The organism is Pedobacter vanadiisoli (assembly GCF_042684385.1).
Lineage (GTDB): Bacteria > Bacteroidota > Bacteroidia > Sphingobacteriales > Sphingobacteriaceae > Pedobacter > Pedobacter vanadiisoli.
In genome coordinates this window covers 11,729-24,123 of sequence record NZ_JBHULL010000038.1, presented here as the reverse complement: position 1 = coordinate 24,123, position 12,395 = coordinate 11,729, and the positions used below count along the sequence as shown (strand labels likewise).

The following is a 12,395-nucleotide window of genomic DNA, read 5'->3' as shown; positions in this document are numbered from 1 at the left end:
TTATTTAGTGATTTAAATTTTAAACTTCCCAATATGTTAGAAAAAGGCGCTATAGCACCAGATTTCGAATTGAATGCTACTCCCGATCAAAAAATAAAACTTAAAGATTTTAAGGGTAAAAACGTAATCCTGGCTTTTTATCCGGCCGATTGGAGCCCGGTTTGCAGCGACCAGATGGCACTGTACAACGAAATGCTTAAATATTTTAGTAAATACGATGCACAGATTTTTGGAGTTTCGGTTGACAGTGTTTGGTGCCACCTTGCGTTTGAAGAAAGCAGAAAACTGCATTTTCCATTATTGGCTGATTTTGAGCCTAAAGGAGCAGTTTCAAAAGCTTATGGTGTTTATGATGAGGAAGTTGGAGAAAGTAAAAGGGCACTGTTTGTGATTGATAAAGAAGGAAAAATTGCCTGGAGTTATTTAGCGCCTCTTGCTGTTAATCCTGGTGCCGATGGTATTTTGGATGCATTGGAAGAATTAAACAAGAAATAAGTGATGAGTACATTAAAACCAGAAATAAACGATCAGGATCATATTCAGGGTGATGATTCGGCAAGTGTTACCATTGTGGAGTTTGGCGATTACCAGTGTCCATATTGTGGAGATGCTTATCCCATCATGAAAGAGATTGAAGAAACTTTTGGCCATCAGATCAAATTTGTTTTTCGTCATTTTCCTTTGGCCAATGCACACCAATATGCTTTTCCGGCAGCAATTGCGGCCGAAGCCGCCGCCTTACAGGGTAAGTTTTGGGAAATGCACGATGCCCTTTACGAAAACCAATACCGCTTAAATGCCGAATTATTCGACGAACTGGCTGAAACCATTGGGTTGGATTTAGAGCAGTTTCAGAAAGATAGTGCTTCCGAAGCGATCAGAACCATAATAGAAGATCATTTTGATAGCGGTATACGCAGTGGCGTAAACGGAACCCCATCATTTTATGTAAACGGAACCAAATTTGACGGCGGAGCAGCAGATTTGTATCAAATGCTTAAAGAAAGTACGGAGTAACAAATGAGTACTCATAGCCCTGAACCGAGCCTTAAGCGAGCTCACCGAAGGTAATTTATTTCAGGGTTCATATAGCATAAAAGATGCTGACCACGAAGTAGCTACACGGCAATTGAAAACACTTCTTTTACTTGTAAAATAAATTTAGCATGACAAACCCATTAGAAAGGTAATCCCTTCCCTTAACCCGGAAAGGGCTCCATTTTCGCACAATCGCAATAACAATTGGCATCTTTTATATCGAATTTTTTCAAAAAGTACCTGTAAAAGCCAATTCTATCTTTCATTGCGGGCATTTCAGTTCCTTTATTACACTCCAAAGCGCCGTTAACAATATTAATTGTCATTCCGAAACCAGCTTTATAGCCTTTTTGAATTTCAGCTGCGGATGGTTTCCATTTTTCAGTGATAACGTCGTGGCACGATGGTTTAGCACCTTGTGGCGTCATCCAAAAATAAATGGCTGTTTCAAAAGCTATTACGGCATTGGTGTTCACCAGGTTTGGGTTTTTAAGTAAAATGTTTTTGTCGCCAAAAATACAGTCGGATGCAAAACCATAATTGCTGTTATAACTCAATTGAATAGGCCCTCGGCCGTAATATTTTTTTCCGTTTACGGCAGGATAATTTACGTTTGCAGCAATATAATTAACATTGGTATCCAACTCGTGGTTAAGCATTAAACCGTCGTTATATTTATTGTTTATTCCATTACGTGTTTCATGGGCAATATGGGCGAAAAATGCTGCAAGTTCTTTTTTATTTACATTGATATTTTCTGAGGTGCAGAGATCGGCATAATCGATAACTGAAATGCTATAAGGTTTTGTTTTTGCCCAGGTTTCGTCCCAATCTTTGTCTTGCCTGATCACGGTTTCTTGGCCAGTCCTTTTATCTGTTCGGGTAATTTTATAAATCCATTCGCCCCGTTTTTCGATCTTGATTTTAATAAATGATAGGTCAGAAACTGCTTTGACAAAGGAAGCATAGCTATAAAATTTATTCCGCTGAGGAAAAAAACTGTTGAATTCTTTTTCTGAAAAATAGCTGAAAACAGTTGATTTTGTTTTGCTGAAGCCGAAATTCAATAAACATATTGCCGAAATCAGAATAACAGCCCATTTCTTTTTCATAATTTATAATAGATAGCATTTAAGTTAACAAAAAACCTCATGTATTTTGCAATACATGAGGTATCAGATAAGGGTAACCGGAAAACTAAAAAACTAATTATGAGTTTTTAGAATTTAACAAAATTGAAATCGCTTCGTGTTTTGTTATTTCAAAGGTGCACTTCATTTATGAAGTTTTAGTGAAGAAAAAATCATTCTGTTGATATCGAGTGGCTTACATTATAAATTATTCCCTAAAGTTTTTTGCAGGGTCGGATAGGGTTATTTTCTGCTTTTCAGTTAAAACAATATCATTGCTTTATCTCTTTATTAGGTATATAAAAATTCATGATTAAAAGATATCCACATGAGTAAAAACGTTGCAGAACAACTGGTTGAAATGCTGGTTGAAGTTGGTGTAAAAAGAGTTTATGCAGTTACCGGAGACAGTTTAAATTATTTTAATGATGCGGTAAGAAGAAATGGAAAAATAAAGTGGATCCATGTACGTAATGAAGAAGCTGGTGCCTTTGCAGCCGCTGCTGAAGCTGAACTTGATGGAATTGCTTGTTGTGCAGGGAGTTGCGGACCAGGTCATGTTCACCTCATTAATGGTCTTTACGATGCGCATCGTTCTCATGTTCCGGTAATTGTTATTGCATCAACCATCCCTACAAACGAATTTGGAATGGACTTTTTTCAGGAAACCAATACCATTAAATTATTTGACGATTGCAGTTGCTATAACCAGGTAGCCACCACTGCCGAGCAGGTACCAAGAATGTTTCAAACGGCGGTTCAGCATGCTATTCATAAAAAAGGTGTTGCCGTGTTTGGCCTGCCTGGTGATGTAGCACAACTGGATGCGGTAGAAAGTGTAACTTCCATGCAGCTCTTCAACAACAAACCGGTGATCCGCCCATCAGACCCGGAATTAAATGAGCTATCCACTTTGCTCAACGGTGAAAAGAAAATAATGATTTTTTGCGGGATAGGTGCTGCCGATGCACATGATGAAGTAGTGGCGCTCGCCGCTAAATTAAAAGCACCGGTTGGATTTTCTTTCCGTGGCAAAATGGGCATCCAGTACGATAATCCTTATGAAGTAGGCATGACAGGGCTTCTTGGGCAGCCATCTGGTTATCATGCGATGCACGAGGCTGACCTTGTCTTTTTGCTCGGAACTGATTTTCCTTATGTAAACTTCATGCCCGTAAAAAATAAGATTGTGCAGATAGACGAAAAACCAGAGCGTTTGGGGCGTAGGGCGAAACTTACCATGGGTTTGTGCGGAAACATCAGCGATTCGATCAAAGCATTATTACCACTTATCACCGAAAAGAAAGATGATAGTTTCTTAAAAACGCAACTGGAATTTTATCGGAAAGTAAAAGAAACGCAGCAAGTTTATGTAAAAGATCAGGGAGAGAAAAATAAAATACAACCCGAATATGTAGCTGAAACGATTAACCGCTTAGCAGCCAACGATGCTATTTTTACGGTAGATACCGGTATGTGCTGTGTGTGGGGAGCACGTTTTATAGATGCGACAGGCAAACGCAAGATGCTGGGTTCATTTAACCATGGCTCTATGGCAAATGCAATGCCGATGGCCATTGGTGCCGCACTGGCACATCCAGAGCAACAAGTAATTGCGCTTTGTGGTGATGGGGGCTTATCCATGCTCTTAGGCGATCTTGCTACAATTAAACAATACAATCTTCCTTTAAAATTGATTGTGTTTAATAATAGAGCCCTTGGAATGGTAAAACTGGAAATGGAAGTTGACGGTTTACCTGATAATGAAACGGATATGATCAATCCTGATTTTGCATTGGTAGCACAGGCTATGGGATTTAAAGGGATAACAGTAGCTGATCCCGGAGAAGTAGAAACAGCAATTGCTCATGCGTTAAGTGAAGAAGGCCCCGTTTTATTAAACATTATGACCAATCCGAATGCGCTGGCCATGCCGCCTAAAATTGAATGGGCACAAATTAAGGGAATGACCGAATCGATGGCGAAATTGATGCTTGGTGGAAAAATGAGTGAAGTTTTGGATACAATAAAATCGAATTATAAACACTTGGGCGAGGTGTTATAGGTATCATTAGCCGTCATCTCGATTGAAACATAGTGGAATGCCTGCCCGTAAAGATGGGGCGAGATCTATCTCAAGACAGATTTAGCTTCGCTGAGCCTTTGGGTTCTCAACTACCATATGCTTCGCTCGAAATGACGGACTTTTTAGAATTTTATAACATACTGACTATAAATTACCTCTTAATTCTTGCTCGCGTTCTAAAGATTCAAATAACGCTTTAAAGTTACCTGCACCAAAACTTTGTGCACCTTTACGCTGAATAATCTCAAAGAAAAGCGTAGGGCGGTCTTCTACCGGTTTGGTAAAAATCTGCAAAAGATAACCTTCTTCATCGCAATCAACCAAAATACCAAGGCTTTCTAAAAGGGAAATTTCCTCGTCTATTTTACCTACACGCGCAGGCATCATGTCATAATAAGCTTCCGGCGGCGCACTTAAAAATTCAACACCTCTTGCTTTAAGTTCTTTAACTGTCTTTACAATATCTTTTGTGGCTACGGCAATATGCTGAACACCTTCTCCTTCGTAATATTCAAGATATTCTTCAATCTGCGATTTCTTTTTCCCTTCGGCAGGTTCGTTGATCGGAAATTTCGAATAACCGTTGCCATTGCTCATCACTTTGCTCATTAATGCGGAATATTCGGTATTGATCTGTTTATCATCAAAAGAAAGGATGTTTACAAAGCCCATTACTTCCTCGTACCATTTTACAGCTTCATTCATTCGGTTCCAGCCCACGTTACCCACACAATGGTCAATATATAGAAGACCGGTATCTGCAGGCTGATAATCGCTTTCCCACACACGGTAACCTGGCATAAAGGTCCCTGTATAGTTTTTACGCTCAATAAACATGTGTACGGTTTCGCCATAGGTGTAAATACCGCTCATTTTAACTTCACCATGTTCATCTGTTAGGGTTTTAGGCTCCATGTATGGCTTAGCTCCGCGTTTTGTGGTTTCTTCAAATGCGCTATAGGCATCATCAACCCAAAGTGCCAATACTTTTACACCGTCGCCATGTTTTTTTACATGTTCTGATATTGGATGGTCAGATTTTAAGGCCGTGGTTAAGATCAACCTGATTTTACCCTGTTGTAATACATACGACGAACGATCGCGTACGCCGGTTTCTGGTCCGGCGTAGGCCAGGCTTTGAAATCCAAATGCTGTTTTGTAATAGTGAGCGGCCTGCTTGGCATTACCTACATAAAATTCGATATAATCTGTTCCGTTAATAGGCAGAAAATCTGGTGCTTTAGAAATTTTTTCTGCGAATGTTTGTGTTTCCATTTGTTTGTTGTTATTTAAGTCCGATGTCGGAGGTCCGAAGTCGGAAGTGATATGATCTTATTAGGAATTTAAAAGTTGATCTTAGGTTATTATTTATTCTCTATTTCTATGCAATTGATCTTCGGACCTCGGTCTCCGGACTTCCGGCTATAGACTTCGGACTCAAGACTCCAAACTATCCTTCCTGCCAGCTTTTATGATAATTTTCGTCCTCTATATCCAAAGCATCCTGCGTAAGCATTAAAGGTTTAAAAGGATCGATCATAACCGCCAGTTCATCCGTTTTTTCTTTTCCTATCGATTTTTCTACCGTTCCGGGGTGTGGGCCATGCGGAATACCGCCCGGGTGTAAGGTAATCTGCCCTTTAACCACACTTTTGCGGCTCATAAAATCGCCGTCTACATAATAAAGCACTTCATCGCTATCTACGTTACTGTGGTTATAAGGTGCCGGTATCGAATCGGGATGGTAATCATATTTGCGGGGTACAAAAGAGCAGACCACAAAATTGTGTCCTTCAAAAGTTTGGTGTACCGGAGGGGGCTGGTGCAGGCGGCCGGTTATCGGTTCAAAATCGTGGATCGAGAAAGCATAAGGGTAGTGGTACCCGTCCCAGCCAACATAATCAAAAGGATGTGTACCATAAGTGTACGGATAAATTAATCCCTGTTTTTTGATCAATATTTTAAAATCGCCATATTCATCATGTGTCTGCAGGTTTTCGGGTAACCTTAAATCGCGCTCACAATAAGGAGAGTGCTCCATTAACTGTCCAAACTGGTTTAAATACCTTTTTGGCGACCTCAAAGGACTAAAGCTTTCTACAATAAACAACCTGTTTTCCTCAGTGTCAAATTCCATTTGGTAAATGGTTCCCCTTGGGATAATCAGGTAATCGCCATAGCCGAACTTAATTTCACCAAAGCCGGTTTTCAGTTTTCCGGTGCCTTCGTGCACAAAGATCATTTCGTCGGCCTGACTGTTTTTATAGAAATAATCTGTCATCGATTTTCTTGGCGCAGCCAGCACAATGTGCAGATCGCTATTCACCAGAACCGGTTTGCGGCTTTTTAAAAAATCGTCCTCCGGTTTAATTTGGTAACCTAGCAAACTGGTATGTTTCAGGTGCTTCTCGCGGGCAATTTTGGGTTCTACACTATAAGGCTCTCCTAAGTGTTTTACAATGGTTGGCGGATGGCAATGATAAACCAGCGAATATAAACTGGAAAAACCTTCGGTTGATACCAATTCTTCGGCGTAAAGATTTCCGTCCGGTTTGCGGAAAACCGTATGGCGTTTAGCTGGAATTTGCCCTAATTTGTGATAAATAGGCATAATTAAATGATGTTATGGTTAGAAAGAAAAATCCTAAGAATAAACAATCAAAACGCAAATGCGTTTCAATTAATAAGAAGGGGCAGATAAATTACAGAGAATATTGCGCCATGATCAGCTTGGAAAGCATCTTATAACGACGTGCAGCAATGGCATCGTTTACGAGATTAATATGTAATGCTTTTAATATCATGCTTTTAATGCAACTAAGGTAAGTATTTTATTTAAAAATTGAAATTTTAATTACCTTTAATTACTTACTTTTAGCATCATCCCAATGAAATTTACTTTTACATGCTTATTTTTTTTCGCCTTGAGTTATACTTGTTTTGCACAGCAAAAAGCCAAATATAATATTAGGGTTGTCGATCGGAACGGGAACGCAGTGCGGGGCGCTTTTTATGCTGCCGCTGATAATGGCTTAACCATCATCAGAAACCGGAAGGATACCTTAAAGCTTAGTGCCGACAGTATCAGCGAACTGTATATTCACCGAAGAGGGCTTGTGGCTCCATTGGCCATTGCCGGCGGATTAACATTTTTTGTGCTGGCAGCTAAAAGTGATAAACTTGCAGAATCGGTTGTACTTATTGCCGCCGGTGTACCTGCAGGTGTATCAGGCGGATTATTGATTGGAGGATTGCTTTCCAATAAAAAACGCTACAAAGGTCTTCAGCCAAAAGATTTTCCGGTAATAAAACCAAGCCTTCAACAATATACTGTGTTAAAATAAAAGGTACTAAGTTTTATTTTGACTAACCTAATTGCTTAGCTTTACCGCGTATTTAACCAAATGATATATGAAACTAGTATCCTATAAAACCGAAGACAGAGAGCATCTTGGTGTGTTTGTAAATGGGCATATCTATAATTTAAATAGCTGCGATAAGCTTATTCCTGATAACATGAACGAATTTTTGCAGGGCGGAGAGGTATTAATGGAAAGGGCAAAACGCATTGATGATCAGATCAAAGAAGGAAGCCTGGAAGCCAAGGAAGAAATTTTTTACGAAATTTTAGCCCCTGTTCCGCACCCCACCAGTTGCAGGGATGGATATGCTTTTAGGCAGCACGTGGCAGCTGCGCGCAGGAACCGCAAGGTTGATATGATTCCACAGTTTGATGAATATCCAATTTTTTATTTCACCAACCATAATGCCATTCAAGGTACAGGAGAAATTGAGTGTATGCCCGATCATTTTGATAAACTCGATTTCGAACTCGAACTGGCTGTTGTAATCGGAAAAAAAGGTAGAAATATTAAGGCTGCAGAGGCCGATGAATATATTGCCGGTTATATGATAATGAATGATATGAGTGCCCGCACCCTGCAGATGGAAGAAATGCTGTTGAATTTAGGCCCTGCAAAAGGAAAAGATTTTTCAACGGTAATTGGCCCATGGTTGGTTACCCCTGATGAATTGATCCAATATAAAGTTGCACCTAAAGAGGGCCACATAGGCAATGCTTACGATCTTAAAATGACCTGTCGGGTAAATGGTATTGAAGTTTCAAAAGGAAATGCTGCCGATATGGATTGGACCTTTGCCGAAATTATTGAACGCTGTGCCTACGGTGTAGATATTCTTCCGGGAGATGTAATCGGTTCAGGAACGGTTGGAACAGGATGCTTCTTGGAGCTGAATGGTACGGGTTTGCTTAACGATCCTAATTATAAGGTACAATGGCTGCAGCCAGGTGATGTGGTGGAGATGGAAATAACAGGCCTGGGTGCACTCACCAATACCATTACGAAGGCAGATACGGATTTTTCGATTTTAGCTTTGAAGAAGAACTGAAATAAATTATCATCCCTATCCGATAGCTATCGGATTTAGTTTAATATTCTAAAGGCGTCATTTCGAAAGGAGTGCAACGAAATCGAGAACCGCGTAGTGTTCACCGAAGCTAAATCTGTTAAGGTGGATCTCTCCATTTCACTGCGTTCCAGTCGAGATGACGTCATTTTTTGAGATATAATCTCCATATTAAATCTTTCTTCCAACATTTAACTTAATAAAACCTTGTTAACCTTAAATACCTCCGATTTAACCCCTGTTGAACTGCAAAACTACCTGCAGTATGCTATCGCTCCCCGGCCGATTTGCTTTGCCTCTACCGTAGATGCCGAAGGGAACATCAATTTGAGCCCCTTCAGTTTCTTTAATATGTTCAGCACCAATCCGCCGGTCTGTGTTTTTTCTCCGGCAAGAAGGGTGCGAGATAATACCACCAAGCATACTTTGGAGAATGTTCACCAGGTAAAAGAATGTGTCATCAATATCGTGAATTATGATATGGTACAACAAATGAGCCTGGCCAGTACCGAATATGCAAAAGGGGTAAACGAATTCGAAAAGGCAGGATTTACCATGCTCAAATCAGAACTCGTTCAACCGCCAAGAGTGGCCGAAGCTCCCGTGCAATTGGAGTGTGTGGTAAATGATGTGATTGCACTTGGCGATAACCATGGGGCAGGAAACCTGGTTCTGGCCGAAATAAAATTAATCCACATTAACGAAGAAATATTAGATGAAAATGGTAAAATCGATCAGCATAAGATCGACCTTGTTGCACGCTTGGGTGGCGATTGGTATTGCAGGGTTACAAAGGATAATCTGTTTAAGGTAGCAAAGCCTTTGGCTAAATTGGGTATTGGAGTAGACCGTTTACCACAATCGGTCCGATTTTCTAAAGTATTAACCGGAAATGATTTAGGCATGCTCGGTAATGTTGAGCAAATACCCAGCGATGAAGAAATTGACCTGGTCAGCATAAATCCGGAGGTTAAAGAAGTTCTGGATGCCACCATTGGCGACAGTACCAACCGCGAGCGGGAACTACATGAGCTGGCTAAAAAGTTCCTTAATAAGGGCGAGGTAGAATTTGCTTTAAAGATCGTTTTGCTGTAAATTTATTAACTAAATTTTGGCCATGCACACAATTGTTCAGGTAGACCAGTACATTATCAATTCGGCAGAATTCGCCATTCCGATTTTGGACCATTTAAGGAATCTGGTACATAAAGCCGATGCCCGTATTGAAGAGAAAATTAAATGGGGAATGCCTTTCTTCGATTATAAAGGCACAGTTTGCCATATGGCTTCTTTCAAGCATCATTGCGCCTTTGGCTTTTGGAAAGGATCATTATTGAAGGATGAATATGGGATTTTTAAAGAACGTTCGGAAGCTATGGGCTCATTGGGCAAAATAACATCTTTTGATGACCTGCCTTCAGATGAAATTCTGATTGCCTATATTCAACAGGCTATTCAGTTAAATGAGGATAATATAAAACTGCCTTCAAAACCAAAAACGACAGAGAAAAAAGCACTTATAGTACCTGAATATTTTATGGAAGCTTTAAACAAGGTTCCTAAAGCTTTAGCCGTTTTTCAGAATTTTAGCACCTCCAATAAAAAAGATTATGTATCCTGGCTGGAGGAAGCAAAAACAGAGGCTACGCGAATAAAAAGATTGGAAACCACATTAGAATGGCTGTCAGAAGGTAAAACCAGAATGTGGAAATATAAAAAGTAATTAAAGAATACTTACAATTTTCATGAAACGGGCTTTGTAATGTCCGTCTAGATCGGTAATGGTTACCTGGTGTGCTTTTCCGGAAGAGGCGTGTATGAATTTGATGCCATTCTCATCAATAGAATAAACAATACCTACATGGCCAATTCTTCTTATTCTTGAATTACTACCGGTAAAAATCAATACATCGCCCACTTTTGCATTTTCCAGGCTGGTTTCTTTGCCCACATAACTGAATTCGCGTGAGGAGCGTGGAACCTTGAAGCCAAAATTACTGAATACATAACTTACAAAACCAGAGCAATCGAAACCAACTTTTGGATTGCTTGTGGCATAACGGTAAGGGATACCTAACATACTTTTAGCAAAGTCGATTAAACTTTCAGATTTAACTGGGGAATTGTTTGATGATTTATCCTCTTTGGGAAGGTTATTAATAAGCTTTTTAATTAACTCCTGGTATTGAGCAGGGATGATGGTTTGGGCTTTTCCTGCCGTGGCAGACAAAATGAAAAATGCAATCAGGACTATTATTTTCTTCATAAGCTGGAACTCAAAGATATAAAAAATATCAAAAGTCGATTAAAATGTTGAAAATGAGTTGAAATAAAAAAGTCCGGACAATTCATCCAGACTTTCAATAAAATATTTGGTTTAGTTAAATGCTTGGAAACATCGTTTGAGCCCTGTCGCCAATTAAAGGAATAGGTTTCTTTTCTCCCTGTATCGCGGCAATTAATCCGATAATCCATAATACGAATAGTACAACCTGAATAATCCTGAGGATATAATAACTGCCTCCAAAGCCTGTTGCAAAAATTACAGGGATTAAAAATAAGCTTAAGCCCCAACTTATTACGGTAGATACCAAATGGAAAAGAAGTGTTTGTTTTAAATGATAACGGCTTAATTCCGTCTTGTTATCTTTATACATGGCGAAATAGGCAATTATCCATCCAATAAACCAAAAGTAACTTACTATTGCAGCATTTTTTCCGCTATCTGCTGTTTTAAAAGGAGAATTTGTTTCCATAGATTTTTTTAGTTTTTAGATTACAGATGTAAATTACTAAAAATTATTGTATTATGGAGTAGTAACTGCTACGGGTAAAATCTTGCCATTAAAAAATTTCTGCCCGGTTTTTGCAAAGTCGGCCACATATTTCCCCATTTCGAAAGCCATTACCGGACTTTGGTAACCCGGAAAAGCGGATTCGAGCATTTCAGTCTGTGCCGATCCCAAAGCCAGGCAGTTGATCTTGATTCCGGTTTCAGCCAATTCAAATGCCAAACATTCGGTTAAAGTATGTAAGGCCGCTTTACTGGCAGAATAAGCAGAAAGGCCAGGAAACTTAACACTTCCCTGGAAGCCACCCATGCTGCCGATATTTACAATATGGCTCCCGCTTTGCATTAAAGGTAGCAGGTTTTGGATCATCCTGAAATGTGAAATCACATTGCTTTGCAGCATTTCACCCAGATCAACTTCGGTGGTTTCTAAAAATGGTTTGTTAATTAAAGCACCGGCATTGTTAATCAGGATATCAATTGTACCCAAGCGCTCCCTTAAAAAAGGGATTAGTGCGGCATAATCGTCGTTAACAATGTCGAATTCTACCGGTAAAAGGGTGCAATCGGGATTGATGCCACGCGCAATCTCCAGCAGTTTACGTAATTTATCGGCCGAACGGGCAATGGCAACAATTTTGTTTTCTTTGTGTAAGCTAAACTCTAAAGCTGTTTCGAAACCGATTCCGCTACTGGCACCTGTAATTATAACGTTCATTAAAAGGAATTAAAAATTATTGTAAAGTTAAAAGATTAGAATGGTTTTAAAGTACAGAATTGTCCTCGTTTGTAACGAGGATTGCTGAAAATAGCGATTCTATCGCTGATTTGCATATTCAAACACAATAAGAATGGCTTACGGCTTTATTTCTTATATATTTTTTAAGTTTAATTGAGAAAATGCTTTTTTAATAACATACCT

The 12,395-nt window shown here is 39.6% G+C and carries 13 protein-coding genes; 7 read left to right on the top strand and 6 right to left on the bottom strand.

Annotated features, from left to right (window positions below):
• Positions 1 to 33 precede the first annotated feature (33 nt).
• Together ACFSR6_RS18665 and ACFSR6_RS18660 are read left to right on the top strand one after the other, a co-directional pair.
• Complete coding sequence (locus ACFSR6_RS18665; RefSeq protein WP_379081683.1) at positions 34 to 495, top strand: redoxin domain-containing protein; 462 nt, start codon at positions 34 to 36, stop codon at positions 493 to 495.
• A gap of 3 nt (positions 496 to 498) precedes the next feature.
• Complete coding sequence (locus tag ACFSR6_RS18660) at positions 499 to 1,017, top strand: DsbA family protein (protein ID WP_379081681.1); 519 nt, start codon at positions 499 to 501, stop codon at positions 1,015 to 1,017.
• Between the two features lie 182 nt (positions 1,018 to 1,199).
• On the opposite strand, the gene ACFSR6_RS18655 is transcribed toward ACFSR6_RS18660, so the two are convergent.
• Positions 1,200 to 2,150 (bottom strand): chitinase, encoded by a 951-nt coding sequence (locus ACFSR6_RS18655; RefSeq protein WP_379081679.1) that lies wholly within the window; start codon positions 2,148 to 2,150, stop codon positions 1,200 to 1,202.
• Between the two features lie 346 nt (positions 2,151 to 2,496).
• Here ACFSR6_RS18655 and ACFSR6_RS18650 point away from each other — a divergent pair, with 346 nt between their 5' ends.
• Positions 2,497 to 4,233 carry a thiamine pyrophosphate-dependent enzyme gene (locus ACFSR6_RS18650; RefSeq protein ID WP_379081676.1) on the top strand — a complete coding sequence of 579 codons (1,737 nt, stop codon included), beginning with the start codon at positions 2,497 to 2,499 and terminating at the stop codon, positions 4,231 to 4,233.
• A gap of 165 nt (positions 4,234 to 4,398) precedes the next feature.
• On the opposite strand, the gene hppD is transcribed toward ACFSR6_RS18650, so the two are convergent.
• Together hppD and ACFSR6_RS18640 are read right to left on the bottom strand one after the other, a co-directional pair.
• The gene (hppD, locus tag ACFSR6_RS18645; protein WP_379081674.1) at positions 4,399 to 5,529 is read right to left on the bottom strand and encodes a 4-hydroxyphenylpyruvate dioxygenase; all 1,131 of its coding nucleotides are present in this window, start codon (positions 5,527 to 5,529) and stop codon (positions 4,399 to 4,401) included.
• A gap of 175 nt (positions 5,530 to 5,704) precedes the next feature.
• Positions 5,705 to 6,865, bottom strand: coding sequence for a homogentisate 1,2-dioxygenase (locus tag ACFSR6_RS18640; protein WP_379081672.1), 1,161 nt, complete (start codon positions 6,863 to 6,865; stop codon positions 5,705 to 5,707).
• A gap of 313 nt (positions 6,866 to 7,178) precedes the next feature.
• Here ACFSR6_RS18640 and ACFSR6_RS18635 point away from each other — a divergent pair, with 313 nt between their 5' ends.
• From ACFSR6_RS18635 to ACFSR6_RS18620, 4 genes are all read left to right on the top strand, one after another.
• Positions 7,179 to 7,598, top strand: a complete 420-nt coding sequence (locus ACFSR6_RS18635; RefSeq protein WP_379081670.1) for a hypothetical protein — start codon at positions 7,179 to 7,181, stop codon at positions 7,596 to 7,598.
• A 67-nt stretch (positions 7,599 to 7,665) separates the two neighbouring features.
• Entirely contained in the window at positions 7,666 to 8,664 is a 999-nt protein-coding gene (locus tag ACFSR6_RS18630; RefSeq protein ID WP_379081668.1) for a fumarylacetoacetate hydrolase family protein, read from the top strand.
• Positions 8,665 to 8,889: 225 nt separating this feature from the next.
• Complete coding sequence (locus ACFSR6_RS18625; protein WP_379081667.1) at positions 8,890 to 9,777, top strand: flavin reductase family protein; 888 nt, start codon at positions 8,890 to 8,892, stop codon at positions 9,775 to 9,777.
• 22 nt (positions 9,778 to 9,799) lie between these two features.
• Complete coding sequence (locus ACFSR6_RS18620) at positions 9,800 to 10,405, top strand: YdeI/OmpD-associated family protein (protein WP_379081665.1); 606 nt, start codon at positions 9,800 to 9,802, stop codon at positions 10,403 to 10,405.
• On the opposite strand, the gene ACFSR6_RS18615 is transcribed toward ACFSR6_RS18620, so the two are convergent.
• The 3 genes from ACFSR6_RS18615 to ACFSR6_RS18605 all read right to left on the bottom strand — a co-directional run bounded on the left by ACFSR6_RS18615 (position 10,406) and on the right by ACFSR6_RS18605 (position 12,191).
• Complete coding sequence (locus ACFSR6_RS18615; protein ID WP_379081663.1) at positions 10,406 to 10,948, bottom strand: C40 family peptidase; 543 nt, start codon at positions 10,946 to 10,948, stop codon at positions 10,406 to 10,408.
• Positions 10,949 to 11,063: 115 nt separating this feature from the next.
• Positions 11,064 to 11,438 carry a DUF4870 domain-containing protein gene (locus ACFSR6_RS18610; protein WP_379081662.1) on the bottom strand — a complete coding sequence of 125 codons (375 nt, stop codon included), beginning with the start codon at positions 11,436 to 11,438 and terminating at the stop codon, positions 11,064 to 11,066.
• Between the two features lie 51 nt (positions 11,439 to 11,489).
• On the bottom strand, positions 11,490 to 12,191 hold the full coding sequence (locus tag ACFSR6_RS18605; protein ID WP_379081660.1) for an SDR family oxidoreductase: 702 nt from the start codon (positions 12,189 to 12,191) through the stop codon (positions 11,490 to 11,492).
• Positions 12,192 to 12,395: the final 204 nt, after the last annotated feature.